Source organism: Nocardia donostiensis, from assembly GCF_002081715.1.
Classification (GTDB): Bacteria; Actinomycetota; Actinomycetes; order Mycobacteriales; family Mycobacteriaceae; genus Nocardia; species Nocardia donostiensis.
In genome coordinates this window covers 200,814-226,628 of sequence record NZ_MUKP01000001.1, presented here as the reverse complement: position 1 = coordinate 226,628, position 25,815 = coordinate 200,814, and the positions used below count along the sequence as shown (strand labels likewise).

General features: G+C 66.7%; 24 protein-coding genes. 13 read left to right on the top strand and 11 right to left on the bottom strand.

Annotated features, from left to right (window positions below; genetic code table 11):
• Nucleotides 1-68 precede the first annotated feature (68 nt).
• The 3 genes from B0T44_RS01085 to B0T44_RS01075 all read left to right on the top strand — a co-directional run bounded on the left by B0T44_RS01085 (nt 69) and on the right by B0T44_RS01075 (nt 4,581).
• Nucleotides 69-1,190: a helix-turn-helix domain-containing protein gene (locus B0T44_RS01085; RefSeq protein WP_245839251.1), complete on the top strand. Its 1,122-nt coding sequence runs from the start codon at nt 69-71 to the stop codon at nt 1,188-1,190.
• Nucleotides 1,191-1,380: 190 nt separating this feature from the next.
• On the top strand, nt 1,381-2,436 hold the full coding sequence (locus B0T44_RS01080; protein ID WP_077118318.1) for an NADP-dependent oxidoreductase: 1,056 nt from the start codon (nt 1,381-1,383) through the stop codon (nt 2,434-2,436).
• 72 nt (nt 2,437-2,508) lie between these two features.
• Nucleotides 2,509-4,581 carry a prolyl oligopeptidase family serine peptidase gene (locus tag B0T44_RS01075; protein WP_081511447.1) on the top strand — a complete coding sequence of 691 codons (2,073 nt, stop codon included), beginning with the start codon at nt 2,509-2,511 and terminating at the stop codon, nt 4,579-4,581.
• Nucleotides 4,582-4,587: 6 nt separating this feature from the next.
• Here B0T44_RS01075 and B0T44_RS01070 read toward each other — a convergent pair whose 3' ends face one another.
• Together B0T44_RS01070 and B0T44_RS01065 are read right to left on the bottom strand one after the other, a co-directional pair.
• On the bottom strand, nt 4,588-5,448 hold the full coding sequence (locus B0T44_RS01070; RefSeq protein WP_077118321.1) for an alpha/beta hydrolase family protein: 861 nt from the start codon (nt 5,446-5,448) through the stop codon (nt 4,588-4,590).
• Nucleotides 5,449-5,540: 92 nt separating this feature from the next.
• Nucleotides 5,541-6,173: a TetR/AcrR family transcriptional regulator gene (locus tag B0T44_RS01065; RefSeq protein ID WP_077118325.1), complete on the bottom strand. Its 633-nt coding sequence runs from the start codon at nt 6,171-6,173 to the stop codon at nt 5,541-5,543.
• Between the two features lie 244 nt (nt 6,174-6,417).
• On the opposite strand from B0T44_RS01065, the gene B0T44_RS01060 reads away from it, so the two are divergent.
• On the top strand, nt 6,418-7,107 hold the full coding sequence (locus B0T44_RS01060) for a ZIP family metal transporter (RefSeq protein ID WP_077118328.1): 690 nt from the start codon (nt 6,418-6,420) through the stop codon (nt 7,105-7,107).
• A gap of 91 nt (nt 7,108-7,198) precedes the next feature.
• Here the strand turns inward: B0T44_RS01060 and groL are convergent, their stop codons facing one another.
• The 6 genes from groL to B0T44_RS01030 all read right to left on the bottom strand — a co-directional run bounded on the left by groL (nt 7,199) and on the right by B0T44_RS01030 (nt 12,372).
• Complete coding sequence (groL, locus tag B0T44_RS01055; protein WP_077118553.1) at nt 7,199-8,824, bottom strand: chaperonin GroEL; 1,626 nt, start codon at nt 8,822-8,824, stop codon at nt 7,199-7,201.
• 220 nt (nt 8,825-9,044) lie between these two features.
• A complete protein-coding gene (locus tag B0T44_RS01050; RefSeq protein WP_077118330.1) occupies nt 9,045-9,338 on the bottom strand; it encodes a DUF222 domain-containing protein in 294 nt (97 codons plus the stop codon).
• Nucleotides 9,339-9,483: 145 nt separating this feature from the next.
• The gene (locus tag B0T44_RS01045; RefSeq protein ID WP_077118333.1) at nt 9,484-10,239 is read right to left on the bottom strand and encodes a Clp protease N-terminal domain-containing protein; all 756 of its coding nucleotides are present in this window, start codon (nt 10,237-10,239) and stop codon (nt 9,484-9,486) included.
• Between the two features lie 78 nt (nt 10,240-10,317).
• On the bottom strand, nt 10,318-11,238 hold the full coding sequence (locus B0T44_RS01040) for a CDP-alcohol phosphatidyltransferase family protein (protein ID WP_081511445.1): 921 nt from the start codon (nt 11,236-11,238) through the stop codon (nt 10,318-10,320).
• The gene (locus B0T44_RS01035; RefSeq protein ID WP_077118336.1) at nt 11,238-11,963 is read right to left on the bottom strand and encodes a phosphatidylserine decarboxylase; all 726 of its coding nucleotides are present in this window, start codon (nt 11,961-11,963) and stop codon (nt 11,238-11,240) included. Before B0T44_RS01035 ends, B0T44_RS01040 begins: the two co-directional genes overlap by 1 nt.
• Before the next feature lie 136 nt (nt 11,964-12,099).
• On the bottom strand, nt 12,100-12,372 hold the full coding sequence (locus B0T44_RS01030) for a GlsB/YeaQ/YmgE family stress response membrane protein (protein ID WP_077118339.1): 273 nt from the start codon (nt 12,370-12,372) through the stop codon (nt 12,100-12,102).
• A 223-nt stretch (nt 12,373-12,595) separates the two neighbouring features.
• Here B0T44_RS01030 and B0T44_RS01025 point away from each other — a divergent pair, with 223 nt between their 5' ends.
• On the top strand, nt 12,596-13,624 hold the full coding sequence (locus B0T44_RS01025; protein WP_077118342.1) for a beta-ketoacyl-ACP synthase III: 1,029 nt from the start codon (nt 12,596-12,598) through the stop codon (nt 13,622-13,624).
• 73 nt (nt 13,625-13,697) lie between these two features.
• Here the strand turns inward: B0T44_RS01025 and B0T44_RS01020 are convergent, their stop codons facing one another.
• Nucleotides 13,698-14,153 carry an SRPBCC family protein gene (locus B0T44_RS01020; protein ID WP_077118558.1) on the bottom strand — a complete coding sequence of 152 codons (456 nt, stop codon included), beginning with the start codon at nt 14,151-14,153 and terminating at the stop codon, nt 13,698-13,700.
• 140 nt (nt 14,154-14,293) lie between these two features.
• Between B0T44_RS01020 and trbK the strand changes: the two genes are divergently transcribed.
• Nucleotides 14,294-14,587, top strand: coding sequence for an entry exclusion lipoprotein TrbK (gene trbK, locus B0T44_RS01015; RefSeq protein ID WP_077118345.1), 294 nt, complete (start codon nt 14,294-14,296; stop codon nt 14,585-14,587).
• Nucleotides 14,588-14,662: 75 nt separating this feature from the next.
• Here trbK and B0T44_RS01010 read toward each other — a convergent pair whose 3' ends face one another.
• A complete protein-coding gene (locus B0T44_RS01010; protein WP_077118348.1) occupies nt 14,663-15,271 on the bottom strand; it encodes a DUF8020 domain-containing protein in 609 nt (202 codons plus the stop codon).
• Nucleotides 15,272-15,755: 484 nt separating this feature from the next.
• Here B0T44_RS01010 and B0T44_RS01005 point away from each other — a divergent pair, with 484 nt between their 5' ends.
• From B0T44_RS01005 to mnhG, 7 genes are all read left to right on the top strand, one after another.
• Nucleotides 15,756-17,990: an AAA family ATPase gene (locus B0T44_RS01005; protein WP_077118350.1), complete on the top strand. Its 2,235-nt coding sequence runs from the start codon at nt 15,756-15,758 to the stop codon at nt 17,988-17,990.
• Nucleotides 17,991-18,181: 191 nt separating this feature from the next.
• On the top strand, nt 18,182-20,968 hold the full coding sequence (locus B0T44_RS01000; RefSeq protein WP_077118352.1) for a Na+/H+ antiporter subunit A: 2,787 nt from the start codon (nt 18,182-18,184) through the stop codon (nt 20,966-20,968).
• On the top strand, nt 20,965-21,348 hold the full coding sequence (locus B0T44_RS00995) for a Na(+)/H(+) antiporter subunit C (RefSeq protein WP_077118354.1): 384 nt from the start codon (nt 20,965-20,967) through the stop codon (nt 21,346-21,348). Before B0T44_RS01000 ends, B0T44_RS00995 begins: the two co-directional genes overlap by 4 nt.
• On the top strand, nt 21,345-22,943 hold the full coding sequence (locus B0T44_RS00990) for a Na+/H+ antiporter subunit D (RefSeq protein ID WP_077118356.1): 1,599 nt from the start codon (nt 21,345-21,347) through the stop codon (nt 22,941-22,943). The genes B0T44_RS00995 and B0T44_RS00990 overlap by 4 nt, the downstream gene beginning before the upstream one ends.
• Nucleotides 22,940-23,467: a Na+/H+ antiporter subunit E gene (locus B0T44_RS00985; RefSeq protein WP_077118358.1), complete on the top strand. Its 528-nt coding sequence runs from the start codon at nt 22,940-22,942 to the stop codon at nt 23,465-23,467. The genes B0T44_RS00990 and B0T44_RS00985 overlap by 4 nt, the downstream gene beginning before the upstream one ends.
• On the top strand, nt 23,467-23,727 hold the full coding sequence (locus B0T44_RS00980; protein WP_077118361.1) for a monovalent cation/H+ antiporter complex subunit F: 261 nt from the start codon (nt 23,467-23,469) through the stop codon (nt 23,725-23,727). The genes B0T44_RS00985 and B0T44_RS00980 overlap by 1 nt, the downstream gene beginning before the upstream one ends.
• Complete coding sequence (mnhG, locus tag B0T44_RS00975; protein ID WP_077118363.1) at nt 23,724-24,095, top strand: monovalent cation/H(+) antiporter subunit G; 372 nt, start codon at nt 23,724-23,726, stop codon at nt 24,093-24,095. The genes B0T44_RS00980 and mnhG overlap by 4 nt, the downstream gene beginning before the upstream one ends.
• Before the next feature lie 178 nt (nt 24,096-24,273).
• On the opposite strand, the gene B0T44_RS00970 is transcribed toward mnhG, so the two are convergent.
• Nucleotides 24,274-25,701, bottom strand: a complete 1,428-nt coding sequence (locus B0T44_RS00970) for a phosphatase PAP2 family protein (protein ID WP_438269006.1) — start codon at nt 25,699-25,701, stop codon at nt 24,274-24,276.
• Nucleotides 25,702-25,815: the final 114 nt, after the last annotated feature.

The following is a 25,815-nucleotide window of genomic DNA, read 5'->3' as shown; positions in this document are numbered from 1 at the left end:
CGCACGTGAGCATGCGCCTGCCGAGCTGCCGGGCGCGCACGGGAAACTAGGCTGGCGACGTGGTGAGCATGGGACCGGACGACGGCATGGTGCCCGGTCTCGGCCGATACGACGATCAGGGACGTCTCGGCAACAGTTCGCAGACCGGTATCGACGGCCGGTCATCAGCGGCCATCGACGGCACCACCTCGACGCATCTGGTTCGTTTGCTACGTGACGTACTGAGCGAGTCCGCTATCGCCCCCGAGCAGTTGGCGCGAGTCCACGGCACTGACGACATCGCCCTGGCGAGTGAACTCAACCGGATCCCGTTACCGTCGCTCGTGCGTCTATGGGAGCTGCTCACGACCGCTCGGCCGGGACCTGGCGCCGGCCTGGCGGTGGCGGCCGCCGCTCCCATCGGGGCGCTGACAACCTGGGACTATCTGGTCGTCACCGGGTCGACGTTGGCCGATTCGCTACAGCATGCTAGGCCGTACCATCGACTGGTCACGGCCGCCGCGGAAGGTTTCGACCTCGACCACGACGGCGAACTGACCATCGGTTACCGCACCACTGCCGGTGATCAGGCGGTCGCCGCGACGATCAACGAGTACGTGCTCGCCTACTACCTGCGTCGCGCCAGGGAAGCGACCGGGCGGCACATACTCCCCGCCCGCGTCACCTTCAGCACGCCTGCACCACGCTCCCACGACGCGCTCACCACGGGTTTCGGCACCGACCACATCGAGTTCGACGCACCGGCCGACAGCATCACCTTCACCTCCGCCGACGCCGAAGCACCGTTGCTGCGCGCCGATCCCGCGCTCGGTGCGCTGCTACGCAACCACGCCGAGTTGGTGCTGGCCACCGCCCGCCCGATCCGCGGCCCGCTGGACGCCTTCCGCATTGCGATGAACGCCGCCGTCGACGACAGCGAGCCGACACTGCCAGCTGTCGCACGCCGCCTGAATACCAGCCCGCGCTCCTTGCAGCGCCGCCTCGCCGAACACGGCACCACCTGGCGTAACGAGCTCGATGCTGCCCGCTACGAGCGCGCCGAAAAGCTGCTGCGCCAAGGAGACCTCACTGTCGACGCAATAGCCCGCCGCCTCGGATTCACCGACGACCGGGCGCTGCGCAAAGCGTTCCGCCGCTGGCGCGGGACGTCGCCGTCGGATCTGCGCGCCGTGCGGCAGCGGAGCTGGTAACGCGGAACGGCACCGCCGAACCGCGCGCAGTGCGGGCAGCGGGGGCCGGCAGCGCGGAGCCGGATCCGGCGCGAATGGACCGGTCGGTGGCGCCCGAGGACCTGGGAACCGGTGCGCGCCCTGCATAACGTCATAAGCACCGGATCGAACGATCCCCCATCGGTACTCCCGAAAGACAGAAGGCTCCTCCATGTCGAATCACACTGTTACCACCGCCCGTCTCAGCGAAGCTGCCGGCGATCTCCCCACCACGACACGGGAAATCCATCTGGCCGCCCGGCCCCAGGGTGTCCCCACCGCCGACAATTTCGCCCTCGTGCAGCGCGCGGTCCCCGAACTCGGCGACGGACAGATCCTGGTGCGCAACACCTGGATGTCGGTCGACCCGTATATGCGGGGGCGCATGAACGACCAGCCCTCCTATATCGCACCGTTCGAAGTGGGTGCGGCTCTGGAAGGTTCTGCCGTGGGCACCGTTATCGCCTCGAAATCGGTATCGATCCCGGTCGGCTCGGTCGTCTCCCATTTCTCCGGATGGCGCGAACACGCGGTCGTCGACGCTGCCACCGCCACACCGATCGACCCGGACCTGGCAGCGCCCCAGCACTACCTGGGCGCCCTGGGAACGACGGGCCTCACCGCGTATGCCGCACTCACCGATGTGGCCCCGGTCCGTCCCGGCGAGACCGTGTTCATCTCGGCGGCGGCGGGCGCGGTCGGCAGCGTGGCCGGTCAGATCGCCAAGGCGCTCGGCGCGGGCCGTGTCATCGGCTCGGCGGGCGGACCGGTGAAGACCGAGCTACTGCTGAACGAATTCGGGTTCGACGCCGCCATCGACTACCGGGCCGGCGACCTGGCCGGGCAAGTGGCGGCAGCGGCGCCGGACGGTGTCGACGTCTACCTCGACAGTGTCGGCGGCAACCATCTGCGGGTGGCGGTGGAAGCGATGCGTCCGAAAGGACGGATCGCGATGGTCGGCGCGATCAGTGGATACAACGGCGCGGACGGCGGGCCTGCGCCGGATCTGTACCTGGCGGCCACCAAGGAGCTGACCTTGCGCGGAATGCTTGTGAACAGCTACTTCCCGATATTCGGCGATTACATCGCCAAGGCCGCCCCCTGGCTTGCCGACGGCACCATTCGCACGAAGGAAACCGTGTACGAGGGGTTGGAGCAGGCGCCTGCCGCGTTCCTCGGGGTGCTGTCGGGCGCCAACACCGGGAAGATGCTCGTCCGGCTCGGGTGATTCGGGGCGGCTCACCCGGGTGAGCCGCCCCCACATCCCCACGGGGGTTGTATCACCGGCAACAATGTGGGAATGAGTGACATCGAGGACAGCGTGACCGATCCCTATCTCTGGCTCGAGGAGGTGACCGGTGAGCGTGCCCTCGATTTCGCCCGCACCCGCAACGAGATCGTCATCGAGCGCTTCGCCTCCTCCGACCGGTTCGACAAGCTACAGGGCCGCATCCTGGACATGCTCGACACCGACGCGAAAATCGCCTACCCGGGCAGGCGCGGTCCCTGGCTGTACAACTACTGGCGCGATGCCGAGCACCCCCGCGGGCTGTGGCGGCGCACCACCTTCGCCGAGTACGTCAAGGCCGAGCCGGACTGGGATGTGCTGATCGATCTCGACGCGCTTGCCGCGGCCGAGGACGAGAACTGGGTGTGGGGCAGCGTCGGGCTCCTGCGTCCGGAACAGACTCGTGCGCTCATCTCCCTCTCACGCGGGGGCGCGGACGCAAAAGTAGTCCGCGAATTCGATACGGAAAAAAGGGAATTCATCGCTGCCGCGGACGGTGGTTTCTATCTCCCGGAAGCCAAATCGCAAATCGGCTGGATCGATATCGATACCGTCTATGTGGGCACCGATTTCGGGCCGGATTCCATGACAGATTCCGGTTACCCCCGACTAGCCAAACGTTGGCGAAGGGGAACTTCGCTCGACGAAGCAGAAACTGTTTTCGAAGGAGAATCGAGCGATGTAGCGGTTTCGGCGGGTTATGACCGGACACCCGGATACGAACGGCATTACATCAGCCGCGCCACCGATTTCTTCAATGAAGAGGTGTATCTGCTCGAGTCCGACGGCAGTCTGATTCGTCTGGAAACTCCGACAGACGCCACGGTCTCCTGGTACAAAGACTGGCTGCTCGTCCGATTGAAGTCGCCGTGGGAGGTCGGTGGGCGCTCCTACCCGCCCGGCGTGCTGCTGGCCGCGAACTTCCCCGAATTCCTGGGCGGCGCTCGCGATTTCGAGGTGCTGTTCACCCCCGATGCGCATACCGCGCTGCACGGTTACGGCTGGACCGAGAACCATCTACTGCTGAGCACTCTCGAGGACGTGCAGACCAAGCTCTACGTGCTCACCCCCGGCTCGGGCGGCTGGCGCCGCGAACCACTGGCCGATACCCCACCGATGGCCACCACCAGCGCAATGAACCTGGACCCGCTGGAGGGCGGCGACGAGTTCATGCTCACCACCAGCGGTTTCACCACGCCCGCCACCCTGTTGGCGAGCTCGGTCGGCGGGACGACCACCCAGCTGAAACAAGAACCGCATTTCTTCGACGCCGACGGTGTGGACACCGAGCAGTTCTTCGCCCGCTCCGCTGACGGGACCGTGGTCCCCTACTTCGTCATCCGGCACCGCGACCGCAAGGACGCCCCCGCCCCGACCGTAATGTCCGGGTACGGCGGATTCGAGGTGTCTCGCACCCCCTCCTACAGCGGTGCCTCCGGGATGGGCTGGCTGGAACGTGGCGGCACCTGGGTGATGACGAATATTCGCGGCGGTGGCGAATACGGGCCGCAGTGGCACACCTCGGTGCAGAAAGCCAACCGGTACAAGGTGTATGAAGATTTCGCCGCGATCGCCGCCGATCTGGTGACCCGCGGTATCACCACCGCCGAACAGTTGGGCGCGGTCGGCGGCAGCAACGGCGGACTGCTGATGGGGGTGATGCTCACGCGCTATCCCGAACTGTTCGGCGGCATCGTCTGCCAGGTACCGCTGCTGGACATGCGCCGCTACCACCTGCTGTTGGCGGGGGCGTCCTGGATGGCCGAATACGGCGACCCGGATGACCCGGCCGAATGGGAGTACATCAGCAAATACTCGCCGTACCAGAACGTCCGCGCCGACCGGACCTATCCGCCGATCCTGCTCACCACCTCCACCCGCGACGACCGGGTGCATCCCGGTCACGCCCGCAAGATGGCGGCGCTGCTCGAGGAACAGGGCCATCGGGTCTGGTACCACGAGAACATCGAGGGCGGTCACGGCGGCGCCGCCGACAACAAACAGTCGGCGTTCCAGGCGGCCCTGATCTACGAGTTCTTCACCCAGACGCTGATCGAGGGCCGGGTTCACCAGACCGATCGGTGAACCGGGTCAGCGGTCGCGCAACCATTTCTCGATCCGGTCGACGGTGCTGTGCGGCTCGCGAATCCAGCCGTTGTGGCCGAGCGGACGGGGTTCGTGCCAGGTGCTGATCTGGGCGTTCGGTAGTTTCTCCAGCAGGTGGCGCGCGGCGGTGGCGGGCGTCAGATCGTCGCCGGAGATGGTGATCGACAGGACGGGCAGCTTCAGCCGCGCGATCCGCTCTTCGTAGTCGATATCGGCGCCGACCGGGTCGAGCCGGCCGGTGCGGGCCAGCCGCGCCCAATCGGAGATCAGCACCTTGGATTGGCGGCCGAATCCGGCCGGGCCGAGCTTATCGCCCGGCCAGACCCCGGCCAGGTTAGCTGTCAGCGATACCGCGGCCGTGCCGACCAGCATGCCGGGACCGGTCAACCCACGGTAACCGCGGTAATAGGGGGTGCCGGAAGCGATGAGGATCAGCCCGCCGAGGCGACCGCGGACCCGCGCGGCGTACATGACGCCGAGCTGGCCGCCCATACTGTGCCCCAACAGGTACGGGGTCCGGCCGGGGAACCTCGTCCGCACCGCCTCGAAGACCGCGGGGAAATCCACCGACACCAGTTCGTGGTAGCCGTAGCTGCTGGACGAGGTGGGTTTCGGGGCGCTGTCGCCGTTGCCGCGTAGCTCCCCGATCGCTACGTCGAACCCGCGCCTGGCCAGCTCCCTGGCGAAACCCAGGTAATAGTCGGCTGGTACGCCCAGCCCGGGCACCATGACGACGACCGGGCGCGGCATATCGATGGTCACCGGATGCCGGTGCGGGCCCTCGGCCGGGACCATCCGAACCGGAACGGTGCTGCCGTCGGGCATCTGGATCGGAACCGTCTCCATCGGCCCCAGGTTACGCCGCGAGCTGACCGGGGCGCGGCGCCCGTGAGCTGCTCGGTCAGCGCGCCTCGAACCTTCGGTAGCGCCGGTTTCGGTCAGGCCCCGACGGCGCCGATGATTATCCGGCTCAGCACCCGGATGACCTCGTCGAGCGGACGCTGCGGGTCCGAACCGCTCCAGGCATCGACCACGTAGTTGACGGCGCCGACGATGGCCAGCACCCGCATTTCGTAGTCACCGGGCGGAATTTCACCGTGCATAGCAGCGTCCTCGGCGGCCTCGGCCAGCAGGGCGCCCCACGCGCGGCGGGTCTCCATGCGCAGCCGTTCCACCTTCGGACCCGCGCCGACGACCTCGACCAGCGCGACTCGCGCCCGCCGCGGGTCGGTGCCCATGGACTGCACATAGGCGCGCACCGCGGCGTCTATCACCTCGAGCGCGGTGGCATCGGTCTTGGCTTCGAGTGCGGCGGTCACGCTGTCACGGGCTTCGCGCTGAATCTGCTCGTATAGCTCGATCAGTAGCGACTCACGACCGGTGAACTCCTCGTAGAACTGCCGGGACGACAATCCCGCGTCCTTACAGATGGCGCCGACCGAGCTATTGGCGTAACCGTCGCGGGCGAAAACCGTTAGTCCGGATTCCAGAAAACGCGCACGCCGCTGACGCTGCCGGTCCTCTACGGGCTGCCCGGCATACATTCGACCCGTATTCGCATCCTGTGACATCGGGGCAGACAATACCGAAAGGCCCGATCCCCTCGTCATCGATCGGGCCTTTCGCAGCAACTTTCAGTTTGCCGGAAGTTGGCTGGCCGCAGTGTTTGTCATCAGCAGCCGTGCTGAAACGACGATACCGGCAACTGGATCCGCGCGCGCTATTTTAAAGGGAAATTATAGAAGAATTTCTTTCGGCGCTCGTCTGCGCTTGTCCGGCCCCAGACGCGGCCAGTGCGCACATAGGATTTACCGCATGGGAACCGCACTGCTATACGGTCTCGGGACAGCAGTGCCCCTACTCCTCGGCGCAGCTATCGGATTGCGCTGGACGCTGCCCACCCCGGTACTGGCCTCACTGATGGCACTCGGCGCCGGAGCAATGATCGCGGCGGTGACGAACGAACTGTTCGAGCCGGCCTTTGTGCAAGCCGGGGTTTTCGTTGCCGGCGCAGCACTGCTCCTGGGGGCGGGCGTCTTCGTGGTGGCCGACCGGTTCATCGAAAATCATCTCGGCGGCGGCAGCGCTATCGGCTGGGCGCTGATGCTCGGCACCGTGCTCGACGGCGTCCCGGAGAACACCGCGCTCGGTGTGTCCCTGGGAGCGGGCGGCGGCCTGGCCCTGCTGGTTGCCGTCGCTCTCGGCAATGTGCCCGAGGCGATCGGCGGTTCGGCACTGCTGCGCGATCAGCGTGGTTTCGAGCCGGGCAAAGTTTTCGCGCTCTGGACGGCTACGGGAGCGGTGCTTGTGCTGGTCACCGTCGCGGGAAACGTGGCAGGAGAGCATCTTCCACCCACCTATATCAGTGCCGCGCAGGCTTTTGCGGGCGGCGCGACGATCGCGGTACTGGCCGATTCGCTGATGCCGGAGGCCTACCGCGAAGGCGGCTGGTGGGTCGGTATCGCAACCGCGGCAGGGTTTTTACTGGCGTTCTTGGTCGGATAGCCGCGCGACCAGGAAGCGGCCGAAGCCGAAGGCCGGCCCACCGAGTGGTGGGCCGGCCTTCGGTTCGAACGGTTGCCGGTGCGGCGGGGACTCAGAAGTCCATGCCGCCCATGCCGCCGGTCGGGTCGGCGGCGGGGGCCGCGGCCTTCTCCGGCTTGTCGGCGACAACGGCCTCGGTGGTCAGGAACAGGGCCGCGATGGAGGCCGCGTTCTGCAGGGCCGAACGGGTGACCTTGACCGGGTCGGCGACGCCAGCGGCCAGCAGGTCCTCGTACTCGCCGGAATCGGCGTTCAAGCCGCTGCCCGCGGGCAGGTTCGAGACCTTCTCCGCGATGACACCGGGCTCGTAGCCGGCGTTGAAGGCGATCTGCTTCAGCGGAGCCGACAGCGCAACACGCACGATGTTGGCGCCAGTAGCCTCGTCACCGGTCACCTTCAGCTCGTCCAGGGCAGGGGCAGCCTGCAGCAGGGCCACGCCACCACCGGCGACGATGCCCTCTTCGACGGCAGCCTTCGCGTTGCGGACCGCGTCCTCGATGCGGTGTTTGCGCTCCTTGAGCTCGACCTCGGTGGCCGCACCCGCCTTGATGACAGCGACACCGCCGGCCAGCTTGGCCAGCCGCTCCTGCAGCTTCTCGCGGTCGTAGTCGGAGTCGGAGTTCTCGATCTCGGTGCGGATCTGCGCGACCCGGCCCTTGATGGCCTCCGCGTCGCCGGCGCCCTCGACAATGGTGGTCTCGTCCTTGGTGACGACGACCTTGCGGGCCTGGCCGAGCAGCTCGATACCCGCGGTCTCCAGCGACAGGCCGACCTCTTCGCTGATGACCTCGCCACCGGTCAGGATGGCGATATCGGCCAGCTGCGCCTTACGACGATCACCGAAACCAGGAGCCTTGACGGCGACGGACTTGAAGGTGCCGCGGATCTTGTTCACGACCAGGGTCGACAGGGCCTCGCCCTCGACGTCCTCGGCGATGATCAGCAGCGGCTTACCGGCCTGGATGACCTTCTCCAGCAGCGGCAGCAGATCCTTGACGGTGGAGACCTTCGAGCCGACCAGCAGGATGTAGGGATCCTCGAGGACTGCTTCCTGACGCTCGGGGTCGGTGACGAAGTAGCCCGAGATGTAGCCCTTGTCGAAGCGCATACCCTCGGTGAGCTCCAGCGACAGACCGAAGGTCTGCGCCTCCTCGACGGTGATGACGCCTTCCTTGCCGACCTTGTCCATGGCCTCGGCGATCAGCTCACCGATGGACGGGTCGCCCGCGGAGATACCGGCGGTGGCTGCGATCTGCTCCTTGGTCTCGACTTCCTTGGCGGTGTCGAGCAGCTTGGCGGTGACGGCCTCGACAGCCTTCTCGATGCCACGCTTCAGGCCCAGCGGGTTGGCGCCGGCCGCGACGTTGCGCAGACCTTCGCGCACCAGCGCCTGGGCGAGCACGGTAGCGGTGGTGGTGCCGTCGCCGGCGACATCGTCGGTCTTCTTGGCGACTTCCTTGACCAGCTCGGCGCCGATCTTCTCGTACGGGTCCTCCAGCTCGATCTCCTTGGCGATGGACACGCCATCGTTGGTGATCGTGGGGGCACCCCACTTCTTCTCCAGGACGACGTTGCGGCCCTTCGGCCCCAGCGTCACCTTGACCGCGTCGGCGAGGCTGTTCAGGCCCCGCTCGAGGCCGCGACGGGCCTCTTCGTCGTACGCAATTGTCTTGGCCATTGCGGTGAGATCCTCCAAGTAATGAGGCTGACACACAGGATGACCGCCTTGTCGGGTCACCCCAGCTACGCTGTGGCCAGGCTCGGTGCCCGCGACGGACGACCAGGGGTGTACCCGATCTCACCGTCCCGACCTGGCACTCACACGTCGAGAGTGCCAAAGCCATTTTTAGCACTCGGGGGTGACGAGTGCAAGGTTGGTCGCGGCTCTGCGCGCTTGGCTAGAGATTGTCGGTCACCCGCAACGCCAGCGCGAGGAACGCGTCGGCTCGCCGTTCTTCCGGCGTACGCGGCTCACCCTCGTCGATGGTCACGAACTCGGCGTCGTGCAGCAGGAGTTCCGCTTCCACCCGCATGATGGCCCGGATGAACGGCGGCGCAACCTCCGGCGGCAGATCACCATTGACGATATAGCTGCCGTCATCGCGTGACTCCGTCGACACATAGGACAGCGCGCGCAGCAGATCGTCACGCCGCTCCCCCGCCACGGTATCGGAGTCCGGGTCATCGGCCATTGCTATAGATTACGACCGACAACGACTGGACGGGAGAACAAAATACGGCACGTCGGTGCCCTACCGCCGCCACAGAACACCACGGGCGAAGCCTCCTGGGCACCACGACGCCCCCGGACGTGCAGCCGGGGGCGAATCGCGACGGTCAGGCTCCGCCCCCCATGATCTGGGACAGCATTTCCACCAGTTGCGACTCGATCGCCGCTTTGTCCAAGCCGAGCCCGCTCAGCAGGCCCTCCCCGTTCTCCTGCTCCAGCAACGCCAGCAGGACGTGCTCGGTACCGATGTAGTTGTGCCCGAGCCGCAGCGCTTCCCGGAAGGTAAGCTCGAGCACCTTCTTGGCTTCCGCACCGAACGGGATCAGCGCCTGCACCTGCCCCGACGCCACCGAATCATGGAGCGCTTTCAGCGAGAGATCAGTGCCGCCTGCGGCCGCCGAGGCGAGTTTCTCCAGCGAAACCCCCTGGTCGATCACCAGCCGCGCCGCCAGGCCCTCGGGCTCGGCGAGCAGGCCGAGTACCAGGTGCTCCACCCCGATCTCCGAGCGCCCGGCCACCCGGGCAGCTTCCTGCGAGACCATCACGACCGTCCGCGCGCGGGGGGTGAATTTGGCGAAGCCGGCATTCGGGTCCACCGTCGCGACGTCGGAGGGGTCACCTGGAGCTTTGGGTACGAACCGTTTCTGCGCGGCCTGCTTGCTCACGCCCATACTCGCCCCGATGTCGGTCCAGGAAGCGCCGGACCGCCGCGCCTGATCCACAAAATGTCCGATGAGGTGGTCGGCCAGCTCGCCGAGGTGGTTCCCGGCCACCACCGCGTCGGAGAGCTGGTCGAGCACATTGTCCGGCCGGGCCTTCTTGATTCCGTTGATGAGGTCGTCCAAACGCACTGCAGAAGTCATGCGTCAACTTTAAGTTGACGCATGCGATTCGTCAACCCATGGTTGACGATCTTGGTCGCGGTCGCGTCTGCCGAGCCTTCATAAGTCATCGCGATCCTTCTTTCCGCCAGGCCTGCGCAGCCGCAGCCGGGAATCGCCACGCAGTACAGGACGCCGGATATCAGGACGACGCAGCGCCGGACGGCGGATGGCGGGCAAACGACGGTCCGCGCGGCGCTGGGCGCGGCGTTCGGCCGGTTTGTGTGCCCAGGTCTCCGGACGGGCAGCGACCCAGCGTTGCGAATACCACGCAAACGGGATATGGCCGAGGTACAGCACGATCAGCACCAGCAGCAGCACGATCGGATAGGTGACCAGCGCGGCCCCGGCGAGCGCGACCAGCACCAGCAGCCCGGCAGCAGCCTGCGGCGCGACCGATACCGACTTCATGGCCAGCGTCGGGATGGTGCTCACGCACAGCGCGGCAGCGAACAGCGTCCAGACGGCAACGACGTAGAAACCGGCCCACCAACCGTCACCGAACTGCACGTACAGCGCGATCGGCGCCATCGCGATCAGCGCACCCGCCGGGGCGGGCACGCCGACGAAGTAGTCGCGCGCCCAATCCGGCCTGGTGTCGTCGTCCATCAGGGTGTTGAACCTGGCCAGCCGCAGCACGATGCTCACCGCGAACATCAGGGCGATGATCCAGCCCGCACTGTTGTCGTTGCGCAACATGGCCACGTACAGCACCAGTGCGGGCGCGACACCGAAGGAGATGGCGTCGGACAGCGAATCCAGTTCGGCGCCGATCTTGGTGGTGGCCGCGAGCATACGGGCCAGCCTGCCGTCGAGAGTGTCGAGCACGGCGGCCGCGCCGATCATCGCCAGGGCAATACCGAATTCGCCGTCCAGCCCGAATTTCACCGCCGACATACCCGAGCAGAGCGCCAGGATCGTAACGATGCTAGGCAGCAGCCGGATGGAACGGCGGCGCCGCCCCTCGATCACCTGCTCCATTACGAAGCGGCAGACGGCAGCACCGCGAGCACGGTTTCCGCGCCGATGGTGCGCTGCCCGACCTGGACGAGCAGTTCGGTGCCCGCCGGAAAATAGGTGTCGACGCGGGAGCCGAAGCGAATCAGGCCGTAAGTGTCGCCGATGGTCAGTACATCGCCTGCGCGGGCGTCGCAGACGATGCGGCGGGCCAGCAGCCCGGCGATCTGGACCACCACGATCTGGTCCCCGCCCTGGGTGTCGATGATCATGCTGTTGCGCTCGTTGACGGCGCTCGCCTCGGGCAGGTCGGCGGAGCGGAACTGTCCTGGTTGGTGCAGTACCGAGCGCACGGTGCCGGAAACAGGGGTGCGCTGCACGTGCACGTCGAGGACGGAAAGGAAAATACTCACCCGGGGCAGCGGCTGGTCGCCGAGACCGAGCTCGGCGGGCGGTGCCGCGGTGTCGACGAGCGCGACCTCGCCGTCGGCGGGGGAGACGACGGCACCGGCCCGGTTGGGCGGCACTCGGTGCGGGTGCCGGAAGAATGTCGCGCAGGCCGCCGCGGCCGCCAGTCCGCTGCGGCGCAGCCAGGGGCGTTTACCGGCGAGCAGCGCGACGGCCAACGGCGCGGCAACGAACGGCAGTCCGGCCGGGTGCAGCGGCGGGATCGCGGTGCGCACCAGATCGGCCACATGGGCCAGGCCGGTGCGTTCAGGCGTGCCGGGCGGGGTGGGACGGCGTGCCACAAGCTCCTCTTTCGTGCTCGGTATGAATGGTCGCGCGCTCTCGACCGACTCGGCCGGACACGCCGTTGCGTGTCCGGCTGAGCGTCAGGCGCAAGCGTTCACACCTTACGCCGAACCGAGCTCATGGCACCCGGCGTCAGCGAACCGAGCGACTGCCCGTTACCAGCCGTACCAGGAACAGCAGGATAACTGCGCCGGCCAAGCAGGTGAGGAAGCTGAAGATAAGCCCACCACCGGCGACGTCGACGCCGAGCAGCGACAACAGGAATCCGCCGAGCAGGCCGCCGATAACGCCAACGACGATATTGAGCAGAATCCCCTGCTGCTCATCGGTTTTCATAACCTTGCTGGCGATCCACCCGGCGATACCGCCGATGATGATCCAGCCGATGATCCCGAGTCCGAGCATGTTGTCCCTCGCTCATCTAGTTGGGTAGCGCCGTTTGTGCGTGACGCGTATGAGCCGGATACCCGGACAATCGAGGAATACGCGCTGCGTCGCACGAATCTGGGGCTAATATGAGGGTGCCTCATGTCTACGTATTCCCTGGCGCCGCGCCGGGGAGGGATCCACATTGATACTTCGGGACAACAACCCGGCGGCGCCGCCGCAGGCACCTAGGAGAAGCACTATGGCTGCTCGACTCGCCCAGACGTCCGGGGCGGAGCACACGGCGATCCTCGGACTGGGTGTATACCGCCCGGCCCGGGTCGTCACGAACGACGAGGTCGCCGGCCCGATCAATTCCAGCGACGAGTGGATCCGCACCAGATCGGGAATCAAGACTCGCCGGTTCGCCGACGAGTCGGAGACGATTCACAGCATGAGCGTGGCTGCATCGCGCGATGCCCTCGCATCCGCCGGTGTCGCCGCAGACCAGGTCGACTGCGTTATCGTCGCCACGTCGACGCATCTGCTGCTCACCCCGGCGGCCGCACCCCAGATCGCCACCGAACTGGGGATGGACGGCCCGGCGGCGTTCGATATCTCCGCCGGTTGTGCCGGTTTCTGCCATGCGCTGGCGCTGGCCTCGGACCTGGTCCGCGCCGGAACATCCGGGCACGTGCTGGTGATCGGTGTGGAGAAGTTGACCAATACGGTGAACCCGGCCGACCGGTCCACCGCATTCCTGTTCGCCGACGGTGCGGGCGCGGTGGTGGTCGGGCCGTCGGCGACCCAGGGGATCGGCCCCACGGTTTGGGGTTCCGATGGCACCCAGCATCAGGCGATCCGCCAGGACAAGGACTGGATGGAGTTCTTCGCCGAGATCGAGGAGAAGGGTCTCGAGGCGGTCCGCCCCTATCTGGCGATGGAGGGCACCGCGGTGTTCCGCTGGGCCGCGCATTCGCTGGAGAAGGTCTGCCGAGACGCCGTCGACCGGGCCGGTCTGTCCACCGACGATCTGAACGCGATGATTCCGCACCAGGCCAACGGCCGGATCATCGAGATCATGGCGCGGGTGCTGAAGCTGCCGGAGAACTGCGCGCTGGCCGATGATATAGAGGAGGCGGGCAATACTTCGGCGGCGTCGATTCCGCTGGCTATGGAGAACCTGCTGCGTACCGGCCGGTCCAAGCCCGGCGATACCGCGTTGCTCATCGCTTTCGGCGCGGGACTGTCCTATGCCGCCCAGGTGGTGGAGCTGCCCAACTGGAAGTGAATATCCGGCGTGCGGACGACGGCAGCTACCGACCGCCCGCACGCCGATCGATCACCGGCCGCGACTGAACCGGTCAGCGGCCTGCTTCGACTGCGGTTTTGATCTTGTCGAGGGTTTCGTTCATCCCGCGCACCAGTAACTCTTCGAACGGTTGTTCCCCGCCGAGTGCGGCGTTGACCGCCGTGCGGGACAGCCAGGTGGTGCCGTTGGGGACGTCCCGGCGTTCGATCAGCCGGGTCCCGCTCGCGGTGGGTTCGAGCGTATAGCTCCACACCGAGCGGTTCTCGTTGATGCGGAACGCGAAGGCCTGATTCGGTTCATAGCGCACGATCCGCGCGGTGGTCGGCCAGAATTTCTTGCCGTCGCGGTTGATATTGATCGTCCAGGTGCCGGTCTTGGGAGTGCCGAGCGGGAGCATCCGCACGCACTGGGGGCTGAACTCCGGCATCCGCTTCAGATCGGAGACCACGGCCCATACCCGTTCGGGTGATGCGGCGATCTCAATGCTGACTTCGAGGTTCTTCGGCAACACTGCCTCCGGTTTAGTGAAACTACGAGTACCGGACATTCTAGCCGTGGCGGCGGCTGATCACAGTACCGCTTCCCCCCGGTACGCTGCATCGGACGCGCCGGAGGCTCCGGCGCCGCTGACCACGGGAAAAGCACGATATGAAGCGAATTTCTGCCATCGTCTCGGCCACCGCGGCGGTGGCATTCTTATTGGCCGGCTGCGGATCGGACGAGGAAACCGCACCGGATGCGGCGCAGACCACCTGCCGCGAGTTCAAGGCGCTCGACAATGATGCCCAGAAGTCGCTGATCGAGCAGATTCTTACGGAAAATCCCGACAGCCCGTTCGCCGGAAGCCCGAATGTAGCTCTGGGTACGGCGAAACTGGTCTGCAATGCCGAAAGCGTCGCAGATACTCCGGTTGCCGATGCAGCGGGAATCCTGGTGGATTGACGCACAACAAAAGCGGGCACGCCGTAATCGGCGTGCCCGATTTGTGTCGTTACCCGCTACCGCTTGGCGCAACTATCAGGGCTGACCGTTGATCAGCGCCATGAGAGCGTCGGTGAAAGCAGGACCACCCTGGATGGAGCCACCGACCAGCGCGCCCGCCACCATGCCGAGCGGCCCGGTGATGATGCTGAAGATGCCCAAACCGAGAAGCGATCCGATGAACCCGCCGAGCACACCGCCTGCGATCATGCCGAGGATGTTCTTGTTGGCCTGATCCATGAACCGGTCGAAGGAGCTGATGTCCTTCAGTTCGGCGATATCCCCCGCGCTCACCTCCGGCGTAAGGGTGAGACTGCGGCCGTTGTCACCGATTTCGTGCGCGATCGGAATCGACCGGCCCGCGACCTGGAAGGTCAGCGGGAGCTCGCTGATCTCCGCGCCATTGGCGGCGATGAGGGACACGGTGGCACCGTTGTCGGTGATTTCGAAGGCACCCGCGTCGACGGTGGTGGTCACCGTCTTGGCGTCGCCGGAAAGTGTGGTCTCGTAAGCGATTCCCTGCTGGACACCCGAAGTGGTGATGTCTTCGTTGGCAGCCGCGGGCTGCGCATTCGCGGTTCCGGCGGTGATACCGATGGCGGCGATAGCCATGCATGCGACAGCGCTGAACTTACCGAATTTCATTTCTTGTGAATCCTCCCCATAATTTCAGCCGTTCCGCCCTGGAACGGCCGCGGCGCTGACAGTACTACGTTCGCCAGACCTCCGCGCAAGCGTTGCCGGACAGTCCGAATCAATCCATTCGAGTTAACACCGAATAACCGCCGTAAATTTGCTTTACGGTAGCCGGAGCCGATTGCTTGAACGCGGAAAACGCTGGGCTGCACTACCTTCAACTCCCCTACCTGCGACAGGGCAGCAACTCACAGCAGCATGCACGACGAATAGCCAAGCTTCTCCCGAGTACGGCAATGAGCGATTCCATAGTGCGCGAAAAACCAGAAATTAGACGCGTCAAGTTTCCCGGTTCCATAAACACGCCGAAAAAAAATGTGACAACACTCACAGTAGCAAGGAGTAACGCTGCGGCTCGGCAGGCAGAAGTAGCGCGTGCCCGGCCACAGCGACATCAGCCATCGACCCCGCCCTCCGGGCACAATGGGTCACGATGGCTGAACTGGCACTGACTGCCCGACTGAACACCTCCGCCGCCGATGCGCGGCGCGGCGTGGTCCGGCTGCATCCGGAGGTACTGACAGCACTCGGATTACGTGAATGGGACCCGATCACGTTGATCGGCTCACGCCGCACCGCCGCCGTCGCCGGTATCGCGCGCGCAGGTACCCCGGCAGGCACCGCGCTGCTCGACGACGTCACGCTGTCCAACGCCGGGCTACGCGAAGACACCACCGTCGTACTCGCACCGGCGACCGTGCACAGCGCGAAACGGGTCGTGGTCAGCGGATCTGTGCACGCCACCAGTTCCATACCCCCCGCAACCCTGCGACAAGCACTGCTCGGCAAGGTGGTCACAGTCGGTGACACCGTTTCGCTGCTGCCGCGCGACCTGGGCCCCGATATCCCCGCGTCGGCGGCCAGCCAAGCGCTGTCCCGCGCCTTCGGAATCGCCTGGACCACCGAACTGCTCACCGTGATCGCCACCGACCCGCCGCGCGGCCCGGTGAGCGTCCAACCGAATACCGCGGCCGAATGGAGCACGGGAACCGGTGCAGCCGTCGACACCGCCAGTGCCCGCGAGCCGGAGTTCGTGCCCGGATCGCACACGGTCACTGCACCGGGCGGGCCGCCCGCGCCGGTCACCGTCACCGCTGGACCGCACACTCCGCAGATTCGTGTCGAAGACCTGGCGGGAGTGCACGGGCAGGCGGCCAAACTCGACGAATGGCTGAACCTGGCCCTCGATGAACCCGAACTGCTGAAAACTCTCGGCGCCACACCGCATCTGGGCGTGCTGATCACCGGACCGGCCGGTGTCGGCAAAACAACTCTGGCCCGCGCGGCGGCCGCACCCCGGCGCATCGTGGAGCTGGACGGTCCCGCGGTCGGGGCAGCCGAGAGCGGCGCGCGGCTGCGGGCGGTCGCCGCCGCTGTCGCGGAGGCGAGTTCCGGCCAGGGCGGCATTCTGCTCGTCACCGATATCGACGCGCTGCTTCCGGTCCCCGCCGAACCGGTCGCCACGCTCATCCTCGACCAGCTGCGCGCCGCGGTCGCCGCCCCGTGTGTCGCGTTCCTGGCGACCACCGCGCACCCGATGCGCATCGACCCCCGGCTGCGCGCACCGGACCTGTGCGACCGGGAACTCGCGCTGCCGCTGCCGACCGCCGCGGTGCGCAAGGCACTGCTGGAACAGCTGCTGCGTAAGGTGCCCACCGCGCCGCTGCGGCTGGAGGAGATCGCCCGCTCCACCCCGGGGTTCGTGGTGGCCGATCTGGCCGCATTGTGCCGGGAGGCGGCATTGCGGGCCGCCGCGCGGGCAAGCAAACAGCAGTCCGATCCGGAGCTGACCCAGGACGACCTGACCGACGCGCTAGAGGTGATCCGGCCACTGTCCCGTTCCGGCATGGAGGAGCTGGCCATCGGCAGCCTCGATCTCGCCGACGTAGGCGATATGGCCGACACCAAACAGGCGCTCACCGAAACGGTGCTGTGGCCGCTGCGTCACCCCGATTCGTTCGCCCGGCTCGGTGTCGAGCCGCCGCGCGGTGTACTGCTCTACGGCCCACCGGGCTGCGGCAAAACCTTCCTGGTGCGGGCCTTGGCGGGCAGCGGTCAGCTCAGCGTGCACGGGGTCAAGGGCGCGGAACTGATGGATAAATGGGTCGGCTCCTCCGAGCGGGCGGTGCGTGAGCTGTTCCAGCGTGCCCGTGACTCCGCGCCGTCGCTGATCTTCCTCGACGAAGTGGATGCGTTGGCGCCACGGCGCGGGCAGACCGGCGACTCCGGGGTCGGCGACCGGGTGGTCGCGGCTCTGCTCACCGAATTGGACGGGGTGGAACCGCTGCGGGATGTGGTGGTGGTCGGCGCGACCAACCGGCCCGAGCTCATCGATCCGGCCCTGCTGCGCCCGGGAAGACTGGAGCGGCTGGTGTTCGTGCCGCCACCGGACGTCCAGGCGCGGATAGCGATCCTGCGCACCGCAGGCCGTTCGGTCCCGCTGGCCGATGAAGTGGATCTGGCCGCGCTGGCCCGGGAGCTGGAGGGGTATTCGGCGGCCGATTGCGCCGCGCTGCTCCGGGAGGCGGCGCTGGCCGCGATGCGCCGCGACGTGAACGCCGCCGATGTCACCGCGGCCGATATCGCCGCGGCCCGCGCCGCGGTCCGGCCCTCGCTCGACCCGGATCAGGTGGAGTCTCTGCGCCGCTACGCCGCGGTCAACCGCTGACGGTCCCCCATCGCGAGCCACTGCTTCTGCCGAGTCGTGGGCACGGAGCTCGCTGTTGCTGCAAGTTGCCTGGACAGAGCCGAAAACGGACAAATATGGCGAATGCCATACGGCCCTGGACGGTTTTCCTACTAACCCAGCACGTAGGATTACCGGGAACACCCCGCCGCACCGATCCGACGGAGTGAAGCTTGCTCGGAATATTGTTCGCACACACCCTTGCCGCTTTGTCGGCTCCGCTGTGCGTCCGAGTGATGGGCCGGAATGCGTTCTTCCCACTCGCTGCCGTCCCGCTGGGATCGCTGCTCTGGGTGCTCGCGAACTGGAACGAAACCATACAGGTCCAGCTCAGCTGGGCGCCGAGCATCGGCATGGATGTCGATCTCCGCTTCGATTCGCTGGCCGCCATCATGTGCGTGCTCGTGCTCGGCGTCGGCGCGCTCATCCTCGTGTACTGCGCCCGCTATTTCGACGACGACGAGCCGCGGCTGGCCGCGTTCGCCGCCCAGATGGTGGGATTCGCCGGCGCCATGTTCGGTCTTGTCACCAGCGACAACATGGTGTTGCTCTACATTTTCTGGGAAGCGACGACCATCCTGTCCTTCCTGCTGGTCGGGCATAACTCCGATCAAACCACCAGCCGCCGCGCGGCCATCCAGGCCCTGCTGGTCACCACCGCGGGCGGGCTCAGCATGCTGGTCGGCATCATCATCCTCGGGCAGGCAAGCGGCAGTTATCTGCTGTCGGATCTGCTGGCTTCCGGGCCGCCCTCCGGTATCGCGGTGAATATCGCGGTGACGTTGATCCTGGTCGGCGCGATCAGCAAGTCGGCCATCGTGCCGCTGCACTTCTGGCTCCCCGGCGCGATGGCCGCGCCCACCCCGGTCAGCGCATATCTGCACGCAGCGGCGATGGTCAAAGCAGGCGTATACCTGGTGGCCCGGCTCGCGCCCATATTCGCAGGCAATCCGGTCTGGCATCCACTGATATTGATCCTCGGCGCGGGATCGATGGTGCTCGCGGGCCTGCGCGCAATGCAGGTGACCGACCTGAAACTGTTGCTCGCCTTCGGCACAGTCAGCCAGCTCGGCTTCCTCATCCTGATGGTGGGGATCGGCACCCCCGATGCCGCCCTGGCCGGTGCCGGGCTGATCCTGGCGCACGCTATGTTCAAAGCCTGCCTGTTCATGGTGGTCGGCATCATCGACCACGGTGCGGGCACCCGTGAGCTGCGTCAGCTCACCGGGCTCGGCCGCCGCTCACCGCTGCTGTTCGGGGTCGCGGCGCTGGCCGCGCTGAGCATGGCCGGTATCCCGCCGCTATGGGGTTTCGTTGCCAAAGAGGGCGCGCTCGGCGCGATCCTGGCAGCAGACAATCTGACAGGTACCGCCCGCATTCTGCTCTGCGCAGCAGTGGTGCTCGGCTCGATGCTGACCGTCGCCTACAGTGCGCGCTTCATCTGGGGCGCATTCGCCGACAAAGCCGGAGTCGACGCACCCGACTGGCATGCACCGGGTGGATGGCTGCTCGGTCCGCCCGCGCTGCTCGCGGCGGCGAGCCTGGTCACCGGACTGGCCGCGCCGCAGGTCGACCACGCGGTGCGCCGGTACGCCGAAACACTGCCCGGAGTACTGGACGCACATCTGGTGCTGTGGCACGGGTTCACCGTTCCACTCGCCCTCTCGGTCGGCATCATCGCGGTCGGCGCGGGACTGTTCGTCGTGCGACGCCAGTTCGGTGAATCCACCACCCTGCTCGGCAACGCCGACCGCGCCTACGACGCGACACTGCGCGGGATGGACAAGCTGTCGCTGCGGATGACCGGTTCGGTGCAGCGCGGTTCGCTGCCCGCCAACCAGGCGATCATCCTCAGCACACTGATCATCGTTCCGGTGCTGACCCTCGCGCTGGGCACTCGCACCGGGGTGGAACTGCGGCTGTGGGACTCCGCCCTGCAAGCGGTGGTCGTGGTGATCATGATCGCGTCGGCGCTCGGAGCCACGATCATGCGCAACCGGCTGGCCAGCGTGCTGGTCGTCGGGATCAGCGGCTACGGCTGCGGCGTGATCTTCGCGCTGCACGGAGCGCCGGATCTGGCGCTGACCCAGTTCCTGGTGGAAACCCTGACGCTGGTCATGTTCGTCCTGGTGCTGCGCGCGTTCCCGGCCGAGATCCGCACGCCGAGTAGCCTCCGTTTCAATATCGGCCGGGCGCTACTGGCCGCCACCACCGGCGTGGCCGTGATGGTGTTGGCGGCCTTCGCGATGGCCGCGCGCGGCACCGAACCGATCTGGCGGCGCATCCCCGATGCGGCGTACGAGTTCGGCGGCGGTAAGAACGCGGTCAACGTGCTGCTGGTCGATATCCGCGCCTGGGACACCCTCGGCGAGATCTCGGTGCTGGTCGTGGCGGCCACGGGCGTGGCGTCGCTGGTGTTCCGCAGCCGCCGGTTCGGCTCGGCGCCGCGCGCGGCAGACGCGCCGAACTACCGACCGGACCTGATCTCCTGGCTGCCTGCGGGCAGACTGGTGGACCGGCGGGAACGGTCGATGGTCCTGCAGATCGTCACCAGGCTGGTCTTCCCGACCATCATGGTGCTGTCGGTGTACTTCTTCTTCTCCGGCCACAACGCCCCCGGCGGTGGTTTCGCGGGCGGGCTCACCGCGGGCCTGGCCCTGGTATTGCGGTACCTCGCGGGCGGCCAGTACGAGCTGGGTGAAGCGCTGCCGGTGGAGGCCGGTCATGTGCTCGGGGCAGGGCTGGTCTTCGCCGCAGGCACGGCCGCCGCGTCTGTGCTGCTCGGTGCACCCCCCTTGTCTTCGGCGATCCTGGAGGTGACACTACCGCTGCTCGGCCACGTGAAACTGGTGACGTCGCTGTTCTTCGACCTCGGCGTATATCTGATCGTCGTCGGTCTGGTGCTGGATGTGCTGCGCAGCCTCGGCGCGCGCCTGGACGACGAGCTGAGCCAGTCATGAGCGCGAACCTGATCCTGTTGCTCGCCATCGGTGTGCACGTGGCCTGCGGTGTCTACCTGATCCTCGAGCGGTCCGTGACAAAGATGCTGCTCGGCATCATCCTGTTCGGCAATGCGGTGAACCTGCTGATCATCACGGTCGGCGGAGCCAGCGGAGCGCCGCCGATCAAAGGATCCCCCAACACCGTGCACGAAGATATGGCCGACCCGCTCGCCCAGGCCATGGTGTTGACCGCGATCGTCATCACCATGGGTGTCGCGGCCTTCGTGCTCGCGCTCGCCTACCGCTCCTACATCCTGACCACCAGCGAAAACGTCGAGAACGCGCCGGAGGATGTCGAGATCACGGCTCAGCGCGAGCAGGAGGATCCCGAGGAATGAGCCCGCCACAAGACCTGCTCGCCGTTTTGGCTCCGCTGCCGGTCCTGGTCCCGCTGCTGGCCGCCGCCGCGATGCTGATCTTCGGCCGTCGCCCACGCGCTCAGCGGTTCGTCGCGTTGTTCGCGCTCACGGCGGCGGTGGTCATCTGCGCGCTACTGCTGTACCTGGCCGACCGCGACGGGACCACTGCGGTTCAGGTCGGCGGCTGGGAGACCCCGATCGGGATCACGCTCGTGGTCGATCGGCTGTCGGCGACCATGCTGCTGGTGTCGTCCATCGTGCTGCTCGCGGTGGCCTTGTACGGCGCCGGGCAGAACATCCGCGACCGCGACGTCAAACAGCCGACCTCGATCTTCTGGCCGACGTATCTGGTGCTCAGCGCCGGGGTGTGGCTGGCGTTCCTGGCCGGGGACCTGTTCAACATGTTCGTCGGGTTCGAGATCCTGCTGGTCGCCTCGTTCGTGCTGCTCACCCTGGGCGCGACTGCCGAACGCATCCGGGCGGGTGTGTCGTACACGATGGTCTCGATGGTGTCGTCGCTGATCTTCTTGACCGGTATCGCCCTGGCTTACGCGGCCACCGGCACGCTGAACTTGGCCCAGCTGGCGGTCCGGATGGACGCCGTGCCGGACGGCATACGCAACGCGGTCTACGCGGTGCTGCTGGTGGGGTTCGGGATCAAAGCGGCAGTCTTCCCACTGTCGAACTGGTTGCCCGACTCCTACCCATCTGCACCAGCGCCGGTCACCGCCGTGTTCGCCGGCCTGCTCACCAAGGTCGGCGTATACGCGATCATCCGCACCTACACTCTGATCTTCCCCGCTGGTGGCTTCGGCAACCTCCTGCTCGTGGCCGGGCTGCTCACCATGCTGATCGGCATCCTCGGCGCCATCGCGCAAAGCGATATCCGGCGACTGCTGTCGTACACCCTGGTCAGCCATATCGGCTACATGATGTTCGGGTTGGGCCTGGCCAGCGAGGCCGGAGTGTCCGGCGCGGTGTTCTATGTGGCGCACCACATCCTGGTGCAGACGGCGCTGTTCTTAGTGGTCGGTTTGATAGAACGGCAGGCAGGTTCGTCTTCGCTGCGGCGGCTGGGCGGGCTCGCCTCGGCCAGCCCGATATTGGGGGTGCTGTTCCTGATACCAGCATTGAACCTCGGCGGTATCCCGCCGTTCTCCGGGTTCGTCGGCAAAGTTGCGCTGATGCAGGCCGGTGCCCAGCAAGGCAGTGTGCTGGCGTGGGTCCTGGTGGCCGGAGCGGTGCTGACCAGCCTGCTCACCCTCTATGCCGTGGCCCGCGTGTGGAGCAAAGCGTTCTGGCGGCCCCGCGCCGAAGCACCGGAGGGCCACCTGGCCGCGGCGACACTACCGTCGCTGGTGGAGGACAACGCCGATATGCTCTATGACGAGCGCACCGATCCGGGCCGTATGCCTTCGCTGATGGTGCTGTCGACTGCCGCACTGGTCGCCGTCGGGCTCTCGCTGACCGTATGGGCCGGACCGATGCTCGATATCGCCGATCGTGCGGCGGTGGACCTGCGCGACAGGGGGATCTATATCAGCGCGGTGCTCGGGCAGGAGCCACAGCGATGAGCCGAGAGAACCTGATCCGCGTCGCAGTCCTGGTCTGGCTGGCTGTGGTCTGGATGGCCCTGTGGGGACATATCAGCCTCGCCAACCTGCTGGCCGGGCTCGCGGTCGGCGCCGCGATCATGTTCGCGTTGCCGCTGCCCGCGGTTCCCGTGCGGGGCTGGGTGCGGCTGGCCCCGCTGGTGAAGCTGACCGCGGTGAGTATCTATTACGCGCTCGAATCCAGTCTTCAGGTAGCGTGGTTTTCGGTGCGGCCCGCGCCGCCACCGATCTCGGGTGTGCTGCGGGTGTTCTTCAGCTTCAAATCCGATCTGGTGCTCGTGCTGTGCACCAACCTGCTGAATGCGATCCCGGGAACCGTGGTGCTGGAAATCAACCGGGAACGCTGCGTGATCTATGTGCATGTCATCGACGTGGGCAGCGAAGAGGCGGTGGACAAGTTCTATCGCACCACGCGGCAGCTGGAGCGCCTGCTGATCGCCACATTCGAGCGTCCCGTTACCGGAACATCCGTGGAGGTGAAGTAATGACCGTCGTCGCCGTAACGGCCGGGGTGCTGCTATCGGCCGCCGCGCTGATCACCGCCTACCGAGTCCTGGCCGGGCCGAGCACGATCGACCGGGTGGTCGGCATCGACTCCATGCTCGCCATGGCTATCTGCGGGCTCGCCGTCTGGGCCGCATACAGCCGTGACACCACCGTGGTGCCAGGTATGGTCGCGCTGTCGCTGGTCAGCTTCCTCGGTTCGGCCGCTGTCACACGTTTCCGCGTACAGGACGAGACATGACGACCGTGGCGAACTGGATCTCCGGGACGCTGATCCTGCTCGGCGCCGCTATGGCGTTCACCGCGGCGATCGGCATCGCCCGCTTCCCTGACACCCTGTTCCGCATGCACCCGGCCACCAAACCACAGGTCATCGGCCTGACCCTGGTGCTGACCGGAACCATTATCCGCGTCTACGACAGCCCGGACGCGTGGATGCTGCTGCTGGTCGGCCTGTTCACCCTGATCACCGCCCCGGTGATCGCGCACCTGCTCGGCCGCACCGCCTACCGCGAACAGCGCCACCGCGACGGCCTGCTCGCGGTCAACGAACTCGGCGACGAACTCGAACCGCAGCAGCCGCGACCGGCCAGCGGCCCCGAGAGCTGAGCAATACTGCGCGGCGGGTTCCTTCCACTCCGGTCTCTGGCCTTCGGTTCGGGCCCTGGCTGCTCGACGTCGCCCTGCCGACTGCTCCCATCAACCGGACGTCGAGCTCATTCAGCCCGGCGAAAGCTCTGGCTGTACCAGATGCGCTGACCTCCGCCTGAACGCGGAGGCTTGCGCGCTACGTTCGCTGGATCGCCACCGCTGTCTTCTGGGAAACGTCGGGCTGCGACTGCACCGGTGGCTCATCCAGCGCGACCACCCCCTGCGGCGCGGGCGTGGCCGTGCGTTCCGCATCGTCCACGGCGACGCGTGGCTCGTCCACCGGCTCGGCCTGGGCAACCGGTTCACCGGCCGCCGTACGCTCTCGGCGCGCGAACCACGTCGCATGGAACCCCGCCGCCACCGCGGCCAGCAGCCCGAGCACCACGGTCCCGGCGACGACAGGATGGTCGGCCATCGGCACCGCGAGGTAGCGGTAGGACAGCAGCAGCGCGGCGAGGGCCGCGCAACCGCCCGCGACCAGTCGGATGCGGAACCAGCCCCAGCCCCGTTCGGGTTCCCGCAGCGCCGATTCCACGGTCAGGCACAGCACCGCACCCGCCACCAGATCGACGCCGTAGTGGTAGCCGAAACCCAGGGTCGCGGCCAGGGTGCCGAGCAACCAGAACGCGCCGCCCCAACGCAGCCAGCGCGGGGCGAGCGAGCCGTCGGCAGCGCGGCGGGTGTGCAGGAAAACCGCCAGCGCCCACGCGGTGTGCATGGACGGCATACAGTTGCGTGGCGTCACCTCGTCGAAGGGCAGCGCGGCCGGGGTGCGGTCCAGTGGCGGCACCACCCCGGGCCAATAGTTGCCGAGCTGGAAACCGTTGCCGTCGGCGCCGAACACGAACATCGGACCGACCACCGGGAACAGCAGATACACCAGCGGCCCGAGCAACCCGAGCACCAGGAAGGTTCGCACCAAGTAATGGCTGGGCCAGCGTCCGCTCGACACCACCCCGCGCAGCTGCCATACCGCGACAACGATCGCGGCGGCGGGCAGTTCGATATAGACCCAGTGCAGCACCGCTTCGGCCACCGGACCCAATGTCTCCAGCACCCGGCCGACCACCCAGGACGGGTCACCGAGGGCGTGATCGGCCAGCATCACGTATTCGTCGAGCACCTTCGGCTCGGCTGCGATGGTGATGTGCAACCACACATCACCCACTTTGGTGGCCAGGATCAGCAGCGCGCCCAGCGCCGAAGCATGTAGCGCGTTGCGGCGTTCGCTGCCCTGCCAGCGCAACCAGGCCAGCAGCGCAAGACCGGTGAGCACCAGGACCGGCCCGTTACCGACGGTGAACGGCTCACCGGCAACGAAGCGGATACCCGCATACCCGGCGTCGAGCAGGACCGCGATGGCGAGCGCAATCATCCGCCGCCGCATCGAGATACCGACCAACGCAAGAACCAGCCCCGCCCACGGCACCGTCATCGATTTCGGTGCGCCCACGTAATCACGCCACAGGCTTTCCAGCGGTCCCTCGAACCCCTGCCACAGCGCCACCCCCTGCAATACGACCAGCAGCATCGGAACCGCGGCAACGGCGGCGGCGACCCGAATTCCGACGTTCGGTACGCCCAGCCTCAGCGTCCGGTGTCCTGCTCCGGTTTTCGGGTCTTCCACTAACATCCGACCATCGTAAACGCCGGGTGAACGCCACCTCCACGGCCAACT

Coding starts and splice junctions, on each gene's coding strand:
- B0T44_RS01085 (WP_245839251.1), top strand. CDS start 69: ATGGGACCGGACGACGGCATGGTGCCCGGTCTCGGCCGATACGACGAT.
- B0T44_RS01080 (WP_077118318.1), top strand. CDS start 1,381: ATGTCGAATCACACTGTTACCACCGCCCGTCTCAGCGAAGCTGCCGGC.
- B0T44_RS01075 (WP_081511447.1), top strand. CDS start 2,509: ATGAGTGACATCGAGGACAGCGTGACCGATCCCTATCTCTGGCTCGAG.
- B0T44_RS01070 (WP_077118321.1), bottom strand. CDS start 5,448: ATGGAGACGGTTCCGATCCAGATGCCCGACGGCAGCACCGTTCCGGTT.
- B0T44_RS01065 (WP_077118325.1), bottom strand. CDS start 6,173: ATGTCACAGGATGCGAATACGGGTCGAATGTATGCCGGGCAGCCCGTA.
- B0T44_RS01060 (WP_077118328.1), top strand. CDS start 6,418: ATGGGAACCGCACTGCTATACGGTCTCGGGACAGCAGTGCCCCTACTC.
- groL (WP_077118553.1), bottom strand. CDS start 8,824: ATGGCCAAGACAATTGCGTACGACGAAGAGGCCCGTCGCGGCCTCGAG.
- B0T44_RS01050 (WP_077118330.1), bottom strand. CDS start 9,338: ATGGCCGATGACCCGGACTCCGATACCGTGGCGGGGGAGCGGCGTGAC.
- B0T44_RS01045 (WP_077118333.1), bottom strand. CDS start 10,239: ATGACTTCTGCAGTGCGTTTGGACGACCTCATCAACGGAATCAAGAAG.
- B0T44_RS01040 (WP_081511445.1), bottom strand. CDS start 11,238: ATGGAGCAGGTGATCGAGGGGCGGCGCCGCCGTTCCATCCGGCTGCTG.
- B0T44_RS01030 (WP_077118339.1), bottom strand. CDS start 12,372: ATGCTCGGACTCGGGATCATCGGCTGGATCATCATCGGCGGTATCGCC.
- B0T44_RS01025 (WP_077118342.1), top strand. CDS start 12,596: ATGGCTGCTCGACTCGCCCAGACGTCCGGGGCGGAGCACACGGCGATC.
- trbK (WP_077118345.1), top strand. CDS start 14,294: ATGAAGCGAATTTCTGCCATCGTCTCGGCCACCGCGGCGGTGGCATTC.
- B0T44_RS01010 (WP_077118348.1), bottom strand. CDS start 15,271: ATGAAATTCGGTAAGTTCAGCGCTGTCGCATGCATGGCTATCGCCGCC.
- B0T44_RS01005 (WP_077118350.1), top strand. CDS start 15,756: ATGGCTGAACTGGCACTGACTGCCCGACTGAACACCTCCGCCGCCGAT.
- B0T44_RS00995 (WP_077118354.1), top strand. CDS start 20,965: ATGAGCGCGAACCTGATCCTGTTGCTCGCCATCGGTGTGCACGTGGCC.
- B0T44_RS00990 (WP_077118356.1), top strand. CDS start 21,345: ATGAGCCCGCCACAAGACCTGCTCGCCGTTTTGGCTCCGCTGCCGGTC.
- B0T44_RS00985 (WP_077118358.1), top strand. CDS start 22,940: ATGAGCCGAGAGAACCTGATCCGCGTCGCAGTCCTGGTCTGGCTGGCT.
- B0T44_RS00980 (WP_077118361.1), top strand. CDS start 23,467: ATGACCGTCGTCGCCGTAACGGCCGGGGTGCTGCTATCGGCCGCCGCG.
- mnhG (WP_077118363.1), top strand. CDS start 23,724: ATGACGACCGTGGCGAACTGGATCTCCGGGACGCTGATCCTGCTCGGC.